Annotated in this window: 19 protein-coding genes; 7 read left to right on the forward strand and 12 right to left on the reverse strand. The window is 68.3% G+C overall.

What is annotated here, in order from left to right:
• A partial coding sequence (locus VHR41_07780) for a sugar transferase (protein ID HEX3234083.1) occupies positions 1-333 on the reverse strand: 333 nt, incomplete at its 3' end.
• A gap of 831 nt (positions 334-1,164) precedes the next feature.
• Between VHR41_07780 and VHR41_07785 the strand changes: the two genes are divergently transcribed.
• The 5 genes from VHR41_07785 to VHR41_07805 all read left to right on the forward strand — a co-directional run bounded on the left by VHR41_07785 (position 1,165) and on the right by VHR41_07805 (position 7,576).
• Positions 1,165-2,115: a response regulator gene (locus VHR41_07785; protein HEX3234084.1), complete on the forward strand. Its 951-nt coding sequence runs from the start codon at positions 1,165-1,167 to the stop codon at positions 2,113-2,115.
• 224 nt (positions 2,116-2,339) lie between these two features.
• Positions 2,340-3,860 (forward strand): sigma-54 dependent transcriptional regulator, encoded by a 1,521-nt coding sequence (locus tag VHR41_07790; protein HEX3234085.1) that lies wholly within the window; start codon positions 2,340-2,342, stop codon positions 3,858-3,860.
• Positions 3,857-5,029, forward strand: coding sequence for a HAMP domain-containing sensor histidine kinase (locus tag VHR41_07795; GenBank protein HEX3234086.1), 1,173 nt, complete (start codon positions 3,857-3,859; stop codon positions 5,027-5,029). Before VHR41_07790 ends, VHR41_07795 begins: the two co-directional genes overlap by 4 nt.
• Positions 5,030-5,300: 271 nt before the next feature.
• Entirely contained in the window at positions 5,301-6,947 is a 1,647-nt protein-coding gene (locus tag VHR41_07800) for an NYN domain-containing protein (GenBank protein HEX3234087.1), read from the forward strand.
• Positions 6,944-7,576, forward strand: a complete 633-nt coding sequence (locus VHR41_07805; protein HEX3234088.1) for a DNA-3-methyladenine glycosylase — start codon at positions 6,944-6,946, stop codon at positions 7,574-7,576. Before VHR41_07800 ends, VHR41_07805 begins: the two co-directional genes overlap by 4 nt.
• Before the next feature lie 37 nt (positions 7,577-7,613).
• On the opposite strand, the gene VHR41_07810 is transcribed toward VHR41_07805, so the two are convergent.
• From VHR41_07810 to aroH, 7 genes are all read right to left on the reverse strand, one after another.
• Complete coding sequence (locus tag VHR41_07810) at positions 7,614-8,345, reverse strand: hypothetical protein (GenBank protein HEX3234089.1); 732 nt, start codon at positions 8,343-8,345, stop codon at positions 7,614-7,616.
• 227 nt (positions 8,346-8,572) lie between these two features.
• Positions 8,573-9,772 carry a glycine C-acetyltransferase gene (locus tag VHR41_07815; protein HEX3234090.1) on the reverse strand — a complete coding sequence of 400 codons (1,200 nt, stop codon included), beginning with the start codon at positions 9,770-9,772 and terminating at the stop codon, positions 8,573-8,575.
• The gene (gene tdh / locus VHR41_07820) at positions 9,769-10,809 is read right to left on the reverse strand and encodes an L-threonine 3-dehydrogenase (protein ID HEX3234091.1); all 1,041 of its coding nucleotides are present in this window, start codon (positions 10,807-10,809) and stop codon (positions 9,769-9,771) included. Before tdh ends, VHR41_07815 begins: the two co-directional genes overlap by 4 nt.
• 251 nt (positions 10,810-11,060) lie before the next feature.
• A complete protein-coding gene (locus VHR41_07825) occupies positions 11,061-11,228 on the reverse strand; it encodes a hypothetical protein (GenBank protein ID HEX3234092.1) in 168 nt (55 codons plus the stop codon).
• 132 nt (positions 11,229-11,360) lie between these two features.
• Complete coding sequence (locus VHR41_07830; protein HEX3234093.1) at positions 11,361-12,239, reverse strand: hypothetical protein; 879 nt, start codon at positions 12,237-12,239, stop codon at positions 11,361-11,363.
• 142 nt (positions 12,240-12,381) lie between these two features.
• Complete coding sequence (locus VHR41_07835; GenBank protein HEX3234094.1) at positions 12,382-13,554, reverse strand: class I SAM-dependent rRNA methyltransferase; 1,173 nt, start codon at positions 13,552-13,554, stop codon at positions 12,382-12,384.
• Positions 13,551-13,925 carry a chorismate mutase gene (gene aroH / locus VHR41_07840; protein ID HEX3234095.1) on the reverse strand — a complete coding sequence of 125 codons (375 nt, stop codon included), beginning with the start codon at positions 13,923-13,925 and terminating at the stop codon, positions 13,551-13,553. The genes VHR41_07835 and aroH overlap by 4 nt, the downstream gene beginning before the upstream one ends.
• A 31-nt stretch (positions 13,926-13,956) precedes the next feature.
• Between aroH and VHR41_07845 the strand changes: the two genes are divergently transcribed.
• Positions 13,957-14,571 (forward strand): thiamine phosphate synthase, encoded by a 615-nt coding sequence (locus tag VHR41_07845; GenBank protein ID HEX3234096.1) that lies wholly within the window; start codon positions 13,957-13,959, stop codon positions 14,569-14,571.
• Here VHR41_07845 and mltG read toward each other — a convergent pair.
• The 3 genes from mltG to rho form a co-directional block, all read right to left on the reverse strand.
• A complete protein-coding gene (gene mltG / locus VHR41_07850) occupies positions 14,568-15,545 on the reverse strand; it encodes an endolytic transglycosylase MltG (protein ID HEX3234097.1) in 978 nt (325 codons plus the stop codon). The genes VHR41_07845 and mltG overlap by 4 nt on opposite strands.
• Positions 15,542-15,982, reverse strand: a complete 441-nt coding sequence (gene ruvX, locus VHR41_07855) for a Holliday junction resolvase RuvX (GenBank protein ID HEX3234098.1) — start codon at positions 15,980-15,982, stop codon at positions 15,542-15,544. Before ruvX ends, mltG begins: the two co-directional genes overlap by 4 nt.
• A 118-nt stretch (positions 15,983-16,100) precedes the next feature.
• Positions 16,101-17,348, reverse strand: a complete 1,248-nt coding sequence (gene rho / locus VHR41_07860; protein HEX3234099.1) for a transcription termination factor Rho — start codon at positions 17,346-17,348, stop codon at positions 16,101-16,103.
• Between the two features lie 270 nt (positions 17,349-17,618).
• Between rho and VHR41_07865 the strand changes: the two genes are divergently transcribed.
• Positions 17,619-17,900, forward strand: coding sequence for a hypothetical protein (locus VHR41_07865; protein HEX3234100.1), 282 nt, complete (start codon positions 17,619-17,621; stop codon positions 17,898-17,900).
• Between the two features lie 102 nt (positions 17,901-18,002).
• Here VHR41_07865 and VHR41_07870 read toward each other — a convergent pair whose 3' ends face one another.
• Entirely contained in the window at positions 18,003-19,847 is a 1,845-nt protein-coding gene (locus VHR41_07870; protein ID HEX3234101.1) for a stage II sporulation protein M, read from the reverse strand.
• Between the last annotated feature and the right edge of the window lie 11 nt (positions 19,848-19,858).

Genomic DNA, 19,858 nt, shown 5'->3' on the forward strand with positions numbered 1-19,858 from the left:
CCCGGCGTCGTGGCTGCGGCGGTGGTTCAAGGCCCCCACGCCCCGCTGCCGCCGGTCCAGCCCCACCCGCTCCTGCAGGTAGAACACCGGGCCCCGCGAGGTCAGCTTGATCAGCACCGCAATCACCAGCATCACTGGCAAGCTGATGATGAGCGCTAACGCGGCGAGCAGGATGTTGACGGCAGAGCCGAGCCATTCGCGGGCCTCGTTCCGCAGCATGCGGTGCGTGCGCAGGCTCGCATACGAAGACACCCGCGACCGCGATGCCGCGGGTTGGGCGAATTCGCCGCTCAAGGTCGGACGGCGTCGGACTCCGGAGGTGGCGCTGCTCATGTTTGGCCGTCGGTTTCGGGGAAAAGCCGGCTCCACCTCACTCCAAGCGGTTCCACTCGCGAATTCCACGCGCAGCGCCGTGGGCAAATCGAAGGGCCTGTAAGTAAGCCCGCATGATGGCGCAGGTTAATCGATCTCACCCAAACTCCCAGTGACCTGACTCACTGAACCCCACTGCAAGGTCTTGCGCTGTCACTTACCGAGAGCCAGGCTTGGGAGTCGCCGAGCGGCCTCGGGTGAGCAGCGGGTGCGGCATCTCGCCGAGGCCGAAGCTCGCGAGCCATTGGCTGAACCGGGAGCGCTCCACCGGCGAACCCGTCGGTGTCTGCGAGTCCTCCTGCGCGGACGAGGTGATCGTGTCGTCGTGCGCCCCAGGATTCGAATCAGGCTTGGTGGAGTGCGGCATGTCGAGACTTTCGCTCGGTCAGGGGTGGACCAGGGGACGGTGGACTGTGCTTCAAGGATGGCGCCGTGAATTCCCCCTCGGACCGGCCTTGGCAGACGGGTCTGGCGGCTTCATATAACAGCTTCGTACATTTAGATTTACTGACGTTGGGGCAGTTGGTGAGCGGGCCAGCCCACGGGGCCCACCGTTGCTGTGGGACCACAGCACCGCTGGCCGGACCGCTACAACCGCCATTCGTTGCATGAACGTGTCAAGAGTAGCTTAAAACTGTAGCATCGCTCCAGCGATCGGGCCCGAGATGGTCTCGGATCTGCTGGCTAACTGCTGAAACCCTAACAGGTTGCCGGCACCGGTGGAACCCGCACGAGTCCTGCGGTTGGCGGCGCGGGGCTCCTCGCTGTTTCTTCAAATCCGGTTCATCAATAATGGCAAATCGAGAAAAGGCCGTCAGCGCTCCCCTCGTCCTCATCGCCAACGATCAGGAGTGGTCGGCCCGCTCGCTGGAGAGCATTCTGGGCCCGAACGGCTATTCGGTGGTCCGGGCCTATACCGGCCAGCAGGCGTTGGAGCGCGCGCGAAGCTCGCAGCCAGATCTCATCATCCTGGATGCGCAGATGCCTGACATGCACGGCTTCGATGTCTGCCGCGCCCTTCGGAGCGATCCCCGATTCAGCGGAACCACGCCGATCGTCATCACCACCTCGGGACCGTCGGGTCGCACGCAGCGACTCGAGGCGTACCGCGCGGGTGCCTGGGAATTCCTGGGACAGCCGCTCGACGGCGAGGCACTGCTGCTCAAGCTGGGCACCTTTCTGCGCTGCAAGCAGGAAGTCGACGGTCTCCGGGAAGAGAACCTGCTGGATCCGGGCACCGGTTTGTACAACATGCGGGGTCTCTCCCGGCGGGCGCGGGAGATCGGTGCGGATGCCCTCAGGCGGCGCGACCCGCTCGCATGCGTGGTCTTTTCCCCCGAGGCCGAGAGCGATCCGAGCGAGGTCACCGACGAGGAGAGCCAGCGGATGGCCGACGAGCTCGGTCTGGTCTTCAAGCGCACCGGGCGGGCATCGGATGCGATCGGCCGCTTGGGTCCGCTGGAGTTCGCCATCATTGCGCCAGCCACAGGCCCGGCCGGCGCCCTCCGGCTGGTTCGACGGCTGGGCAGCGCCGTGGAGGGCGCCACGATTCCGGTTCGGGGCGGCGAGCGCACCGTGCAGGTCCGCGCCGGCTATTGTGCTGTGCCCGACTTCGCCGAGTCGTCGGTGGACGCGGTGGAGCTACTCCTGCGCGCCACGACGGCGCTGCGAGACCTCACGCGGGACGGTGATGGCGAGCGGGTTCGGTCGTTCGAGCAGGTGCCGCTCCAGTTCCCCAGTTGAGGCTTGCGGCCGCTCTAAGTGTCGTCTACTAGCTACGATATGTTGCGGACTCCCCGCCGACTCATGTAGTACAAAAGTTGCACTCTGCTTGACAACCGCATCACATTGTGGTAAGAACGTTACTAGTCCCTGGCACGGGACCGGCCCGTTGCCCGTCGCGGGCGCATGCGGTTGCTGATCCGACTTCCATTGACCACCTGCGTGGTCCAGCCCAGGAGCCGAGGATGGCCGACCCGCTCGCCCAGCCGGATCGGACGGGCTCTCCCGCCGATTCGACCCACCGGGATCTCCTCTCCATTCCAAGCGAGATCAAGGCCAGCATTCGCGTGCTCGTTGTCGACGATGAGCGAACGCTGCGGGAGAGCTGCGCCAGCGTGCTCCAGATGGACGGCTACAACGTGACGCTGCTCGGCCGCGGGGAGGAGGCGCTGGAAACGGTCAAGCGACGAAAATTCGATATCATCCTGGTCGATCTGTACATGTCCCAGGTCTCGGGTCTGGAAATCCTCCAGGGCGCGCTGGCGGCGTACAAGGACACCATCGTCGTCGTCATGACCGGCAATCCGAGCGTCACCAGCAGCATCGAGGCGTTGCGGGCGGGCGCCTGGGACTACCTGCCGAAGCCGTTCTCCGCCACCCACCTCCAGGTGCTGATCGGCCGTGCGTCGCACGCGGTGATGATGTCGCGCGAGGCGCAGGACCTCCGGGTCCAGCTGATGAAGCAGCACGGCCACAGCGACAAGATCGCCTTGATCGGGATCTCGCCCTTGTTCCGCCAGGCGGTGGAGCTGGCCCGCAAGGTGGCGGGCACCGATGCGTCGGTGTTCATCAGCGGCGAGAGCGGCACCGGCAAGGAGGTCATCGCCCAATTCATTCATCAGAACAGCCGGCGCGCCAGCCGCGCCCTGGTCCCGATCAATTGCGCCGCGTTGCCCGAGCCGCTGCTCGAATCCGAGATGTTCGGCCACCGCAAGGGCGCCTTTACCGGGGCCGACCGGGACAAGCCCGGCCTGCTGGAAACGGCCAACGGCGGGACCCTCTTTCTCGACGAGCTCACCGAGATGTCCATGCCCCTGCAGGCCAAGCTGCTGCGGGTGATCCAGGACGGCGTGGTCCGGCGGGTGGGCAGCGAACAGCAGGACGCGGTGGTCGATGTGCGCTTCATCTCCGCGACCAATCGGGAGCCGCAGGAAGCGGTCGACAGCGGATCCCTTCGGGGAGACCTGTTTTACCGGCTGCGTGTGGTGCCCATCAAGCTGCCGCCGCTGCGCAAGCGACCGGAGGACATTCCGCTCCTCGCCAATCATTTCCTCACCTACTATTGGCAGCGGCACCGGCAAATGGGCGACCGGGCGCCTCGGTTGAGCGAGGCGAGCATCGGCTTCTTGCGTTCACGCCCCTGGCGGGGCAACGTTCGCGAGTTGCAGAACGCCATCGAGCACGTGGCGGTGCTGGCCGAGCCGGATCAGACGATCCAGCCGAATGACATTCCGGTGTACGAGGACGGGGCCGAGTGGCCGGCGGAGAGCCCCGTGCCGGCAGCCGTCATGGAGGAAGCGTACCACGGCGCCAAGGACCGAATCGTGGCGCAGTTCGAGAAGGAATACCTCACTCGCCTGATCACCCGGGCCGGGGGCAACATGTCCAAGGCGGCGCGGTTGGCCAGCATCGATCGGACCACGCTGTATCGATTGATGGACAAGCACGCGTTTCACCGCGACGAGACCGCGGGGACGCCTGAGTGACGGTGGAGGCGGCCCACGTGGGTGCCACCAGCGGAGAACGCCGGCGGCCCAGCCCCGTAGGCACTGGGCCGAGTGGCGTGTGGGATCCCGACGGCCCGGTCGGCGACGACGTAGCGCCACCCCTGTGGGACGCCCTCCGCGACGCGACCCTCCGGGCCCAGGCCGAATGGGAGCAGGCCCTGGAGCACGCGTCGGGGATGGAGGAGGTCACCGTCCATCTGGCGCAGCTCTCGATGGCCATCCGCCAGCTGGCCAGCGGGCACGCGCCCGATCTGAGCGCGCTCCCGCGCAACGCGCTCTCCCGCCGATTGGTCAATCTGCTGCGCTCCGGGTTCCTCGACCGGGTTCAGGCGCTTCCCACCCCACCGGATACGGTCCAGCTCCTCCGGCTGCTCGGCGCGATCGAGACGGTAAGCCAGCGGCTCGAGGTGGACTGGTCGCAGCATTTCACCGATCGGCTGTCCGGTCCTGACGGGCTGGAGCTGGTGGTCGAGGTGGCCCACGACCTCCGGTCGCCGCTCACCTCCATCCTCTTCCTGGCGGAGACGCTGCAGCGCGGCCGGAGCGGCCCGGTCAACCCCGTCCAGGAGCGTCAGCTCGGGCTCATCTACAGCGCGGCGTTCGGCTTGAGCTCCGTTGCCAGTGACGTGATCGAGCTCGCCCGGGGAGGCGACCGGCTGGTGGATCTCGATCCAATCCCGTTTTCCGTCACCGACATTCTCGAGTCGGTGCGGGACATCGTGCAGCCGATCGCGGAGGAGAAGAGCCTCACCGTGCAACTGGTCACGCCCGAGGCCGATTTCCGGATCGGGCACCCGGTGGCGCTGAGCCGCGTGCTCCTCAACCTCACCACCAACGCGCTCAAGTTCACGGCCGAGGGATTCGTGGAGGTGACGGCGCGACAGATCGAGCGGGGCGTGGAGTTCTCGGTGCGCGACACCGGGCGTGGCATCCCGCCGCAATCGATGGTGACGCTCTATGAGCCATTCCGCCGGCGCCAGAAGCAGGGCGAGTACGCCTTCTCCGGATCGGGATTGGGTCTCTCTATCTGCCGCAAGCTGGTCGAGGCGATGGGCTCGACCCTGGAGGTCGAGACCGCCCCCGGCTATGGCACCCGCTTCCACTTCGTGCTGGACCTCCCACTGGCCGGCGAGGCGCAGTTCGGATAACCCGCCGCCCGCCCCTACCAGCGGTCCCTCGCCCCGTCTAAATTCTTTGCGCTGACCACTTCCGGAAGGTGTACTCGTGCGCGCGCCTCGGTGACCCGGCCGACCGGCGCCCTCTCGGTGACCGTACCCGTTCCGTTCCGGTGGCGGCCTCGCGAACATTCCTGGTGGGCTTCCGACCTCGTGCCCTCCTCGTTGCCCTGCCGCACACCGGGTCCGGCCAGGCGCGTCGAGGGGAGCGCGCGGGGACGAGAAGCCCGGAACTGAGCGCTACGTGAATCGACCGCTGATCCGGCCCGCCCGGCATCTGAGCCAGCCTCCGGTGCATGCCCCGAACGCTGCCCTACTGATCGACTTCGACAACGTCACCCTGGGCATCCAGAAGGACCTGACCAAGGAGCTCCGTACCCTCCTCAACAGCGACATCATCAAGGGCAAGGTGGCAGTCCAGCGCGCCTACGCCGACTGGCGCCGCTATCCGCAGTACATCGTATCGCTGTCCGAGTCCTCCATCGATCTCATCTTCGCGCCCGCCTTCGGATCGAGCAAGAAGAACGCGACCGACATTCGCCTGGCCATCGACGCCATCGAGCTGGTCTTCACCCGGCCGGAGATCGGGACCTTCATCCTCCTCTCGGGCGACAGCGACTTCTCGACCATGGTGATCAAGCTGAAGGAGTACGGGAAGTACGTCATCGGGGTCGGGATCCGCGAGTCGGCCAGTGACCTGCTGATCCAGAACTGCGACGAGTATTTCTCCTACAACGACCTGGCGGGCCTCACCAAGGAGATCGATGTCCCGTCGATTCAGCGCGATCCCTGGGAGCTGGCCGGCGAAGCGGTGGTGCAGATGGCGCGGAACGGCGACGTCATGCGCTCCGATCGTCTCAAGCAGGTCATGCAGCAGATCGATCCCAACTTCGACGAGCGCAACGCCGGCTTCAATCGCTTCAGTAAGTTCGTGGTCGAAGCGGGGCAGAAGGGGGTCGTCCTGGTCACCAAGCTCGACAACGGCCAGTTCGAGGTGGCCCCCCCGCTGTCCGCAGGTGCTCCGTCGGTGCCACCGGCGCGTTCGGCCCGCGAGGGTGGCAGTGAGGCGGCGCGTGAGGACGGCGGGCGACGGGGCCGTGGGCGTCGGGGACGGGGCCGCGACCGCGAGCGGCCCGCGGAGGCAGGCCGGGAGACCAAACATCCCGGCCAGCCGGTCCGGGAGGGGCCGCCCGCCCGCGGGCGGGTGACCCAGGCTACGCTCACCCTCGCGGGGGCCTTCCAGCTCATGAGCCAGGCGCTCGCGGAGCTTCGGCCACCGGTGAGCGAGGAGGCGCTGCGGCTTCGCATGGTGGCCATGCACGGACGGGAGGACCCGCTGCTCGACGCCGCCCGGTTCGGCCGGCTGCTGCGCCAGGCGAACGACGCCGAGGTGGCCGATGTTCGCCAGGTCGGTGACAACGACCATGAGGTCTCGCCGCATCCCCGCGCCCCAGCGCTGCCGCCCCGACCCGCGCCGTTATCCGCGATCCCGGCGGCACAGGTGCCCGCCTCGCTGGAGGAACCGGCCGTGGTCGCGTCCGAGCCCGCCGCCGAGGGCCCGAGCGGCAGCCGGGAAAACGGTCAACGTCTGGGCGTGCGGTTCCGCCGTGGCTCCCGGGCTCCGTTTCGCACCAGCGAGTTTCCGCTGATCGGTGTGGTCAAGGTGGATGCGCCGGCCCCGGTCGAGGCAGCACCGGCCATTGAGGAAGCGCCCGCGGAGCCGGCGGCGGCAAAGCCGTCGCGTCCCCGGCGCGCACCGCGTAAGCGGGCGGCTGCGGCCGCCGCCGCGACGCCAGCTCCGGAGTCGCCCGCGGCACCCGAATCGGCGGACAAACCGGCGGCCGCGCGCCCCAAGCGACCTCGCGCGAGAGCCCGGAAGAAGGCCGAGTGAGCACGACGCTACGGGCAGCCACGCTGCCCGTCTCGTTTTTCCGCCGGCCGGCCGAGGTAGTGGCGCGGGAGCTGATAGGGACGACGCTGATCTCGTCCCTGGGCCGCTCCGTCACGGCGGGACGGATCGTCGAAACCGAGGCGTATCTCGGCGCCGTCGATCCGGCCTCGCACGGCTACCGTGGACGCCGCACCGAACGAAACGCCGCGCTCTTCGGGCCTCCGTGCACGTGGTACGTCTACCGGTCCTATGGGCTGCATTGGTGCGCCAATCTGGTGTGCGCACCCGACGGAAACGGCGGAGCGGTCCTGCTGCGTGCGCTGGAGCCGATCCGCGGCCTGGAGACGATGCGGCGCCGGAGGGGCGGGGTCGATGACCGGCACCTCTGCTCCGGGCCGGGGAAGCTGTGTCAGGCGCTCGGTATTACCCGGGAGCTGGATGGGCTGGCCATGGCAGACTCGCCCGTGGTGGCCGTGCGCGGCGGCGCCGACGTCCTCCCTGTGCTGGTGACGCCTCGGGTGGGGATCACCAAGGCCGCGGAGTGGCCACTGCGCTATCTGGCTGCCGGATCCGGTTACGTGTCGCGAGGTCCGGCTCCCCGATGCGAAACGGGCAGCGAATCGTCCTGATCCGCTGCCCGTCTGCTGCTTCCCGGCCGCGCGCCGCTCAGTAGCCGCCGGTTCTCGCCTGCTCGCGTGCGCTCCCCAGGGACAATCGCAATCCGCCGATCAAGGTGTGGGTGGCACCGGTCAGCCACTCGCCATAGTCGTCTTCGGTCAACACCGCGTTGCCCGCGCCGTCTCGCTGGACCACGGTGGTCAGGGATTTGAATCCCATCTTGGTGGTGATCTGGTACTCGCCGAAGGCGCTGAAGGGACCCGCACGAAACTCCAGGCCCGCGATCGCGGTGCCGAATCCGCTGCTGCTGAGCTCGCTCGCGTCTCGACCGTCGGCGAAGCGCCCGGCTGAGTTCCCCGTGGTGTGCATGATGCCGCCGCCCACGCCCACAAACGGCTGGACGTTCCGGTTCCGGAGCGGGTAGGCCACCAGGATCGCCGAGTACTTGCGGAGTCCCTGGAAGGTCCATCCCACCGTCCCGCTCTGAACCACCGAGCCGCTATCGTCGCGAACCTGGAACGAGGTGGCCGTCACCTCGTCTGAGCCGAACGCCTGGTCCACCGAGAGCAACAGCCCGGTGCGCTTGGCCGTGACGAGAATCGAGCCGCCGGCGGTGGGGAGGAACCTGCGATCTCCCAGCGACTGAATGCTGACGACACCTCCGTGCCCTCCGACGAACCACTGGAAGGTCGAGCTGCCGGGCTGCTGCGCCACCAGGTGGGTCGCGCCCAGGCAGAAGGCCAGTGCTGCGGCCGGAATGCTTCGGATGACCATGCGCATCACAGACTGCCTCCGTAAGGGTCCGCGCCAGGGGGATCCTGGCGACTACCGCGTGCCCGGGCGGCACGGTCGGTCAAAATGCGGGTTTCTATCGGAAATCGCGGGAAGGGAGGGGGTGTTGAAGCAGCCGTAAGTTTAAATAAGTCAATATCTTACAGCATGCGATACCGGGGCTCCCCCGCCCGTCGGAAAGGGTCGGGGTGCAAAGACCGGGCCCACCGACCGGCCTAGATCAGTCCGAGCTGGCAGCCGACTTTCTTGAAGGCGGCCAGCGCCTCGTCCAGGTCCTCACGGGTGTGCGCCGCGGAGACCTGACAGCGGACCCGAGCCTGCCCCTGGGGCACGACCGGAAAGCCGAAGCCGGTGACGAAGACCCCCTCCGCGAGCAGGAGATCGCTCATCCGGATGGCGGCGGAGGTTTCTCCCAGAATGACTGGGATGATCGGCGTCTCGCCGGGGAGGGGGTGGAAGCCGAGCTCGATCAGACGCTCGCGGAAGTATTGCGCGTTCTCCCGCAGGGTGGTGACGCGCTCGGGGTGCGCTTCCAGATAGCGGATGCTCTCCAGCGCACTGGCCGCGACCGTCGGGGGCAGGGCGTTGGAGAAGAGCTGGGGCCGAGCCCGCTGGGTCAGATAGTCGCAGACCGCGGTCGAGGACGCGGCGAACCCGCCCGCCGCCCCACCCAGCGCCTTTCCCAGCGTCGACGTGATGATGTCCACCTCGCCCAGCAGGCCATAATGCTCCGCCGTGCCCCGCCCGTGGGTGCCCAGCACGCCGGTCGCGTGGGAGTCGTCGACCAGCAGGACCGCGTCGTGCTTCCGGCACAGCTCCACCAGTCCGGGCAGATCCGCGATCGACCCTTCCATGGAGAACACGCCGTCGGTGATCACCATGCGGACTCGGTGACTCCGTGCCTGGACCAGCTTTGCCTCCAGATCCGCCAGGTCCGCGTGACGGTACACGGCCGTTTGGCACTTGCCGATGGCCTTGGCCAGCCGCATGGCATCGATGATGGAGGCATGGTTGAGCTGGTCGCTGAGGACGATGTCCTGCTCGCCCAGCAGCGTGGCCGGCACCGCCTCGTTGGCATTCCACGCGCTCACGAAGCTGAGCGAGCCGCCGGTCCCCACCAGCCGGGCGCAGGCGGCCTCAAGGTCGCGATGCACCGTGAAGGTGCCGCAGATGAAGCGCACCGAGGCGGTGCCCGCGCCGTAGCGATCGAGCGCCGCCTTGCCGGCCTCCACCACCTCGCGCTGGTTGCTGAGCCCCAGGTAGTTGTTGGAGGAGAGGATGATGACCTCGCCGCGGTCCTCCATGCGGACCCGCGCGTCCTGGGGGCTGTCCAGGTAATTGAGGCGCTTGTACACCCCATCCCGGATGAACTGCTCCAGCTCGGCCTCGAGACGGCGCTCCAGCGAGCTGCTCATGGGTCGACCTCCAGAATGACCTTGCCGGCCTGGCCGTCCTTGATGACCTGGATGGCGTCCGCGATGCACTCGAGCGGAAAGCGATGGGTGATGACCGGCCGGGGGTCGAGCTGGCCGGCCCGGAGGAAGCGGCGCATCTGGTGCCAGGTCTGGTACATCTTGCGCCCGGTGACGCCGTACAGGGTGAGCCCCTTGAAGATGACGTCCCGGGCGAAATCCACTTCGGTAGTCCGGTTGGGGGTACCCAGCAGGTTGACCCGGCCTCCCAGGCGCGCGGCGGCAAACGCCTGAGCGTGGCCGGTGGGGTGCCCGCTCATCTCGCAGACGAGGTCCACTCCATCGCCGCCGGTGAGCTCCCGCACCCGGGCCGGTACGTCGTCGTCGGCTGGGTTGAGGGTGACCTGCGCACCCATGGCCCGAGCCAGCTCGAGACGCATCGGATTGAAGTCGCTGGCAATCACCAGCGAGGCTCCCGCGGCCCGGGCCACACCGACCGCGAAGCAGCCGATCGGACCGCACCCGAGCACCAGCACCGTGCTCCCCGGCACGTCGGCCTCGAGCACGGTATGGACCGCGTTGCCCATCGGGTCCATGATGGCGCCGATCTCGGTCGGAATGCCGTCGAGCTTCATGACGTTCGAGGCGGGCATCGCAATGAAGTCGGCGAAGGCGCCATCGCGATCGACGCCGATGACCTGGGTGCGTTGGCAGAGGTGGCCGGCGCCCAGCCGGCACTGCAGGCAGTGGCCGCAGACGATGTGACCCTCGGCGGTGACCAGATCGCCCACGGTGAGCAGCTCGGCCGCTTCGGCCTCGCGGCCGAGCTGGACGATCTCACCGGCGAATTCGTGCCCGATCACCACCGGAAGACGGAGCCGGTTGCGCGCCCAGCTGTCCCACTCCCAGATGTGGAGATCGGTGCCGCACACGCCGGCGTGGCGGACGCGGATGAGCGCCTCGGTGGGGCCGCAGCTCGGGGACGGCACGTCCCGCAGCGCCATGCCGGGACCGGGTGATTCCTTCACCAGCGCGCGCATCTGGACCCGGGGAAAGTGACGGCGGAATATAGTCGCGCGATGTCCACACCGGCGGTCCGGGGCGTCTACGGAATGGTGGCACCGGCCTCGAGGGGATGGCGGTGCCGTGGAGGCTGAGATTCCGCATGAGCACCACGAAGGGGTGTGATAAATCGAGTTTTGGACCGGCTCTCCAGTGGGGCAAGCCCCGGAAATACAAACACCCCCGGACCGGAATCCGGGGGCGTTTCGGGCCGCCGCGAGGGGTACCGCTACGCGACGTGCTCGCTGGGGACTCGTTGGTGCCAGTGGTCGCTGGCCATCTCTTCGTCGGCCGCCCACATGTACGCCCAGAAGCGGACCGGCTTGCGAGCGGGTGCGCCGCTCTTGATGACGATGCCCAGCGGCAGTGACGGAATGACGAGCGGGAGACTGGCCACGGACCGATCCTCTCTACCCACGGGACAACTGCTGACCTCTCCTCGTGGAAAGGCACCCATCGTGCCGCCTGGGTGCCGTAGCTAAGATCACCAATTCCAATCGTTTAGCCTATCGTCGCCGGGGTGGATGTGTCATTCCGACCCTGCCGCCGCGGCGCGCGTTGTGTTCGAGGGACACGGCGGCATGCAGAGAACGATCCCATCCCGCTGGCGGGTGCTGCTCGAGCGCCGCCGCCGCTTGCCCTCTTCCACGGTCCAGCTCTGGTAGAGTGTGAGCAGCGCCTCGGGCGCGAGCGACTGGCAGGTCGGCAGCAGGATGTGCACGGCGCCGGGCCGGCTTCGGCGCTGGAGATCGCGGACGAACTCGACCCGGCAGGCGGGGCTCAGGTGCACCAGCGCGCCGGGATCGAGGACCACCAGGTCCATGGCGTCGACGAAGTCGAGGAACTCCGGGAGGCCGGCGCCGATCTGGGCGACGTAACCCTCGAACAGGCTGCCCAGAGCCTCCGAGGCCATGCGCGACTCCACCCGCTCGACGCAGCCCAGGTCGCTGGCCAGGAAGGTGACGACCGCATCGTGCGCGGCGAGCAGATAAGCGGTGGGCTCGGCCCCGCTGCCGATCACCAGCGCGTTGTCCTGGGACTCGATTCGGGGGAGCAGCCGGGCCAGCGGGCAGGTGGGCTCGAGGCCCCAGTGGGTGGGGGTGCGCTGGGCCTCGCGGAGCTTGAGGAACTGACGTCGCCAGCGGTTGTAGGGCCGAAGCGCGAGCCGCTTGATGATCAGCCGATCGACCGACTCCAGCATCAGCACTTCGGTGAGCAGGAACTGTCCCTCGGATGCGGTTTGAAGCTCCGAGGCGGCCTCGTCGCCGAGGCGCAGCAGCTCATCACGCCCGATGGAATTCTTGTAGCCCTCGATGCGCTGGAGGATGTACTCCTGGTAGTGCTGCTTGTCGGAATAGGGCGTCCGCCGGCGCTCCGCCGTGGCGCGAAGCTGGGCCGCGCTCAGCACGACGCCTCGGCGGAAGTGGAGTACCGAGGCGGCCGGTCAACGATAAGAATGAACGGAGAGGTTCCGGACATTACCTCAAACTCGTATTCGCGACGGCCGGTGTCAACGCGAAGAAACGACGGTACCCCCGCCGCTCGCGCCCTCAGCGCGCCTGGAGGAGGGCTCCCTTGAGGTAGCCGGTCTCGGGGATCCCGAGCACTTCGGGGTGATCCTCGGCCTGACCCAGCACCTGGCGCAGGATGATGGTACGTCCGCTGTCGGCGGCCGCGTCCGCCAGCATGGCGAGAAACGCGGGAAGCCCCACGTGAAACGAGCAGGACGCGGTGAGCAGACTGCCGCCCGAAACGAGGCAGCGCATCGCGCGGAGATTGATCTCGTGATATCCCCTGAGCGCCGCCGGTACCGACGCGCGAGACTTGGCGAAGGCGGGCGGATCGAGCACGATGGTGTCGAAGCGCTCGCGCGCGCGGGCGAAGGCGCGCAGGGTCTCGAACGCATCGGCTTCGCGCCACTCGATGTTCGAGGTTCCGTTGAGCGCCGCGTTGGCGGCCCCGCGCTCCAGCGCCTCCCGGCTCACGTCCAGCGCCAGCACCGTCGCCGAGCGCGCGGCGAGGTGGAGCGCGAAGGAGCCGTGATACGCGAAGCAGTCGAGCGCCCGGCCGCCCGGACGGGCCAGGCTGCCGGCGAGGAGCCGGTGGGGTCGCTGGTCGAGAAAGGCCCCGGTCTTCTGGCCGTCCCACGGCGCGGCGAGGTACCGGATGCTCCCCTCACGCACCTCGATCGATCGCGGTACGCTGCCATAGACCAGCTCCGGCTCGGCAGGCAACCTCTCCCGGCGCCGGGCGGCCGTATCGTGCCGCAGCAGGATTCCCTCCGGCGCGAAGACCTCGATCACGGCGGCGACGATCGGCTCCCGCATGGTCTCGAGGCCCGAGGAGAGCAGCTGGCCCACCAGCCAGCGGTCGTAGCGGTCGAGCACCAGCGACGGGAGACCGTCGCCTTCGCCGTGGACGACGCGGTAGGCGGTGGCATCGATTCCGATGCGTCGCTCATTGCACGTCGCCAGCCTCTCCCGCCACCAGGCGGCATCGACCGGCCGCTCGGTACGCTCGAGGAGGCGGAGCCGGATCTCGGATGCGGGAGAGTACAGCGCCTGGCCGATGAAGCGCCCACGCGGATCGTGGACCCGGACGAGCCCGGGGGTCGCGGGTGTCTCCTCCAGGACCTCGCTCCGGTAGATCCAGGGATGCCCCCGGGTCCAGCGCTCGGCGCCCCGGGCGGTCACGCCGATCTCGGCCACGCCCAGCTGGGTCACGCCCGGTCGGGGCGGAGGACCGTGGCCCCGCGAAGGTAGCAGTGCTTGATTTCCGCCCGGCTTCTCCGGGTGTAGGCGTGCACCAGGAGGCGAATGCAGCGAGGTAGGGAGCCGGGCACGGGGATCTCGGTGGCGTGCAGCAGCGCCACGATATTCCAGCCGTACTCTTCGGCTGCCCGGGCCGGGAAGGCGGCGTCGAGATCGCGGGTGACGGTGAAGAGACCGCTCACGATGTCATCCGGCTCCAGCTGGTTGGCTTCGATGAGGGAGTGGAGCAGCTCGTCGGTGGCGGCGAGGATGTCTCCCGCGTCGTTCCGGTCGACGGTAGTGGCCCCACGAATTCCTTGGAGTCGCGGCAGGGGAAGCGTCATGCGACCTAATGTAGCGGCGTTGGTTCGTCTCATGCTGGTAACCGATGACGACCTGCTGGCCGGGCGCGATCCGCTCGCCCTTGCCCTGAGCGCCGAGCGCGGCGGGGTCACCGCGGTGCAGCTGCGCCTCAAGCGTGCCACCGCCCGGGAGCAGGTGAAACTGGCGCGCATGCTGGTCCAGGCACTCCGCATCCCCGTGCTGCTGAACGACAGGCCGGACATCGCCCTGGCCGCCGGGGCGGCTGGGGTCCACCTGGGTCCGGACGATGTGCCGCTGAGTCTGGCGCGCGCCATTGCGCCTCCGGGCTTCGTGATCGGCGCCTCGGTCGGCTCGGCGGCCGAGGCCGTGGCAGCGTCGGGCGCGGACTACTGGGGAATCGGCCCCTGGCGTGTCTCGGGCACCAAGCTGGATGCGGGGGAAGCGCTCGGCGCCGACGGGTTCCATCACCTGGCCGCTCTAGGGGGCGGACGGCCGTGCCTCGCGATCGGCGGCGTCCGGCTGGAGGATGTGGCCGACGCGGTGGCGGCCGGTGCGAGCGGGGTCGCGGTGGTCTCCGGCATTCTCCGGACGGCCGATGCGGAAGGCGCCGCGTCCCTGTACGCGCGCGCCCTGGCGGCATGCCTCCCGGCACCCGCTCGAGGTTAGCGCATGGCCCGGCGGGTGCGTGCCACGTTGCTCAGATGCTCGGCATAGGTGCGGGCGAACAGGTGGCGCCCATCGGAGCCCGCCACGAAGTAGAGGTAGGGTACCTTGGCCGGGTAGAGCGAGGCCTCGAGGCTGCGCCGGCTAGGCGAGTTCACCGGGCCGGGAGGCAGGCCCGGGTGCAGGTAGGTGTTGTAGGGTGAGGCGAACTGGTAGTCCTTCACGTAAAGCCGCGGCTTTCGCTTGCCCGTCGCCAGCGCGATGGCGTACTGCACGGTCGGGTCGGCCTGCAGCGCCATGCCGATCCGCAGGCGGTTGTGATAGACCCCCGCGATGGTCTCCCGCTCCTGGTCCGCCCGCGCTTCTCCTTCCACGATGGACGCCAGGGTCACCAGCTGGAGCTCGGTCATGCCTATCGAGTCGAGCCGCGCGGTCCAGGCGGGCTGCCAGTCGGCGGTGAACCCCTGCGCCATGAGGCGAACCAGCTCATCTGCCGGCATCCCCAGCGGAACGGCGTAGGTCTCGGGGCGGAGAAAACCCTCGAACGAGCCTACCCGGAAGCCCAGGAGTGCGCTCGCGGCCCTGCCGTCCCGCGCGGCGGTGAGCAGGGAGTCTTCCGGCATCTGCAACCGCTCCGCCGCGAGCGCTGCCACGTCCAGAATGGTGAGCCCCTCGGGCACGGTGAAGCGGATGGCCGCCGTCTTCCCCTCGGCCAGTACCCCGAGGACCCGCCAGGCGGAGAGGTGCGGAGCGAACTGGTAGACTCCCGCGTGCACCGAGCGGTCAACCCCGCGAATCCGGGCCAGGAGCTTGAACAGCAGCCGGCTGGAGACCACACCGTGGGCAACCAGGGTATCGGTTACCGCGGCGAAGGTGGATCCGGGCGGCAAAGTGACACGCTCGGGGTCCCGGCGGCCGCTGCAGGCGGCGATGAGCAGCGTGAGGACGAGAAGCCGGGAGACGCGGGAGCGGATCATGTGGGGATTGGCCGCCGGGCATCGAGGAAGTGCTGCAGCAGCACGGCCGCCGCCAGGGCGTCGACCTCCGCTCGGCGGCCCCGGCTGCTGCCACCCTGTTCCCGGATCGCCGAGAGAGCACGGGCGGTGCTCATCCGCTCATCCCAGAACTCGAGGGGCAGCCCGGTCCGCCGGGCGATGGAATCGGCCAGCTCCCGTGCGGCCGCGGCGCTGATCTCCTCCCGACCCTCGGGTGTGAGCGGAAGACCCACGACCACACCGACCGGCGCGTGCTCCTCCACCAGCGCCAGGAACGGTGGCATGGGAAAACGCTTGCCTGGGCGGCGCACCAGGGTGACGAGCGGGGTCGCCAGCACCTGGGATTCGTCGCTCAGCGCGAGGCCGATCCGGACCTCGCCCCAGTCGACGGCGAGGAGGCGGCCCGAGGTGGGGAGCATGAGGGAATGTAGGGGGGGAGGGAAGGGCGGTAAGGGCGGTAAGGCAGGAAAGACGAGAAGGATCCAAGCCCTGCACTTGCGAACCTTTCCGCCCTTCCCGCCCTTCCCGTCCTTCCCGCTACTGCGCCATCGTCGCGAAGAACTCCTTGTTGTTCTTCGTCCGCTTCATCCGCTCCAGCAGGAACTCCAGCGCTTCGACCGGCGGCATGTCGGCCAGGAAGTTGCGCAGCAGGTAGACCCGATTGAGCTCGTCCTTGTCCATCAGGAGCTCTTCCTTGCGGGTCGAGGTCCGCTGGATGTCGATGGCGGGATAGATGCGCCGATCGGCCAGGCGCCGATCGAGGACCAGCTCGGAGTTGCCGGTGCCCTTGAACTCCTCGAAGATGACCTCGTCCATCCGGCTGCCGGTGTCGATCAGCGCGGTGGCGATGATGCTGAGACTGCCGCCCTTGTCGATGTTGCGCGCCGCGCCGAAAAAGCGCTTCGGCTTCTGCAGCGCGTTGGCGTCGACACCGCCGGACAGGATCTTGCCCGAGTGCGGCACCACGACGTTGTGGGCCCGCGCCAGACGGGTGATCGAATCCAGCAGGATCACCACGTCCCGTCCGTGTTCCACCAGGCGCTTGGACTTCTCGATCACCATGTCGGCCACCTGGACGTGGCGGTCGGCCGGCTCGTCGAAGGTGGAGGAGATGACCTCCGCCTTGACGTTCTCCTCCATGTCGGTGACCTCCTCGGGCCGCTCGTCGATCAGCAGCACGATGAGGACGATCTCGGGGTGATTCTCGCTGATGGCGTTGGCCAGCTTCTGCATGAGGATCGTCTTGCCCGCCTTGGGCGGGGCCACGATCAGGGCGCGCTGGCCCTTGCCCAGTGGCGAGAGCAGGTCCACCACCCGCATCGACAGGTCGCCGCTCTTCCGCTCCAGCCGGATCCGGGCGTCGGGATAGCGCGGCCGCAGGTTGTCGAAAGCGATGCGGTGCTTGGTCTTCTCCGGCTCCTCGAAGTTGACCTGCTCGACCTTGAGCAGGGCGAGGTAGCGCTCGCCCTCCTTGGGCGGCCGGACCTGCCCCATGACGGTGTCGCCGGTGCGGAGATCGAAGCGCTTGATCTGGCTGGGGGAGACGTAGATGTCGTCAGGACCGTACAGGTAGTTCCAGTCCTGGCTCCGGAGGAAGCCGTAGCCTTCGGGAAGGATCTCGAGGACGCCCTCGCCGCGGATGACGGTGTCCGAGTCGAGGAGCGACTGCTCGATACGGAAGATCAGATCCTGCTTCCGCAGCCCCGAGTAGTTGGAGATGTTCAACTGCTCAGCCAGGGTGTGCAGCTCCGCGACCGACTTCTGCTTCAGCTCAGCGATATCCACGGACGAGACTCCAGGCAAGCGGGCCCGGCCGGAGTGCCGGCGGGCGATGAGAGTAGGGGACTGCAAGACCCGGTGAGGTTGACTGTGTCTATGGTGGGCCCCGCTGCGGCGGAGCGTGCGGTACAGGCTGTGACGGGGAGTTTCCTGCCAAACCAAGAAGCGACTCAACTTAGAGCCGGGCGGGGAGCGAGTCAAGTACCGGGGGTGCATTGCGTAAGTGCCACTCCCTCGTAATGTTTCATCCGATCGGGTCCTCCCGGAGGCACTGCCATGACAGCTCAGCCACACCGATCCTACACTCCCGACCCCTTGGAGCCGGTCCTCTACGAGCTCCCACCGCTTCGTCTCTCCGACCAAACCATCACACTCCAGCTCTCCGTGCGCCGCTCTGAAGACGGCGCCTGGCGGGGGCGCTTGCGCTTCATCGACCCCGGCAGTCGCGAGTCCGAGACCGCCGAGATCTTCTGCGGGGTTTCCGAGGGAGATCTGTGGCAGTCGGTCCGCGGGCTGGGGCAACACCACATCCGCGCGCTCTACCTGTCTCTGACATAGGAATTTATGTCAGATGCCGACCGGTTGGGCAAGCTGCGGCACGACCTCTCCAATCCGCTCTCGGCGCTGCTGGCAGAGGCCCAGCTGTTGCTATTGAACGAGTCAAAGATCGACCCCGAGACCCTCACCGGCCTCCGCGAGATCGAGGCGCTTGCCATTCGGATGCGGGCCATGCTGCGAGAGCTGTAACCCTGCCGCCGGGTCGACACGGGCGCCGTTCCACAGATAGAGGACCAGAAATCCCAGGCTCGCCAGGCTGGCAGTGAGTCGGATCCCGAATCCCCAGCTCCCCGCCGACACGAACCCCTCGATCAGACCCGCCACCAGCAGAAACAACGCCGTGCCCCCCAGCATCCGGATCGCCGTTCGCCCGCTGAGCACCAACGCGTCGGCCCGGCTCAGATCGCCCGGGGCGACGACCGACCGGCCCAGGAGGAAGCCGGCGGCCCCCGCCACCCAGATAGCGAACAGCTCGAGCAGGCCGTGCCCCAGGATGAACTCCAGCAGGTAGCCGAGCAGCCCCAGATTGGCGAAGTGGCCGGCGCTGGCCCCGATGCTGAGCCCGTTCACGGCCAGCAGCACCAGCGAGCCAACACCGAGAAAGATGCCTCCGGCGAAACAGGCGATCGCTACCCGGACATTGTTGGTGATGATGCCGGAGGCCATCAGCGGGCGGTCCTCGCGCCCGATCTCCACGAACCCGCGTCCCTGCGCCTCGCGGGTGGCTCCGGCCTCGGCTCGTCGCAGCATGACGTCCGGCAGGAGCTCGGCGGCAAGTGCAGGTTGCTGGCGCATCAGGGTGAATCCCGCGGCCGCAGGCACGGCGAAAGTGAGGAACGCCACCAGCACGTAGCCCCGCGCCTGCAGGATGGCCGCCGGGCACTCGCGCGCGAGCGCCAGCCAGAGTCGTCGCCAGGTTCCCCGTTCGTCGCGGTAGAGCGCGTTGTGTCCGGCGGCGACGAGGCGCTCCAGTCGCGCCAGGGTCTCCCCATCGGCACCGTAGGTCCGGGCCCGGGCCAGATCCGCCGCCACCTCGCGGTAGCGGGCCGCGAACTCCGGCAGCTCGGCCGAGGCGAAGGTGTCGAGTCCTTTCCGGGCGGCGCGATCCGCGAGCTGCTCAAACTCGTCCCATCGAGGCCGCTTGTCCGCAGCGAAGCGGGTCCCCGCACCCGCGGCGCCTCGCGCGGCCAGGCGTCCCTCCCGCCGGGCCAGCTCCCGGGCATGCAACTCGAGCAGGTGGGTGACGTCCGGCACTCCTGCCGGCGCGGGGTGGGAGCCGAGCCGCCCGGCGAGCCCGGCCGCCTGCCGGCTCCGCGCTGCAGGCGTGAGCGCCTGCTGGCGCGCCTCGAAGTGGGAGAGGAGCCGGAACTCCGCGTCGCTGAGCTCGGGAATGGAGGGCGACTCGGCGGTCGCCGCCGCTCCTCGGCGGCGCACCGGTGTGTCGGAGGGCCGGTCCCGCACTACCACGGTCCCTGCAACCAGATCACCCAGCCGCTTCCCCCGCGGCTGGAACGCCACCAGCAGCATTCCGATCAGATACGGCGGCGGCAGGAAGTCAGCCCAGCGGACCAGGTTCCGCACGGCCGCCGCGCTGGGCGTGACCGCGTGGCCGGTGTCCATGACGACCCGGATTCCAATGATCCGCTTCCCCGGGGTCTGCCCGCCGCGGAGGCCCTCGAACAGGATGAAATAGCCGGTCCATGAGACGAAGCCGCCCAGCAGGAGGAGCGCCTGGCCGACCCGGCCGACGGTGAGCCCATAGCCGGCCAGAATGGCGAGCATCACCACGACGCCGAGGGTGCCGCCGGCGAGGATCAGCATGTCGAGAATGGCGGCGAGCGCGCGCGAGCCGATGCCCGCGATCTCGAGATCGAGGACCACATGCTCCGGGGTCTCCACCTCCAGGTGCTGGCGGTAGTCAGGGGGCGGTGGGCGCAGCGCGGGCATGCAGCGATTGT

Source organism: Gemmatimonadales bacterium (assembly GCA_036265815.1).
Classification (GTDB): domain Bacteria; phylum Gemmatimonadota; class Gemmatimonadetes; order Gemmatimonadales; family GWC2-71-9; genus CAVVWJ01.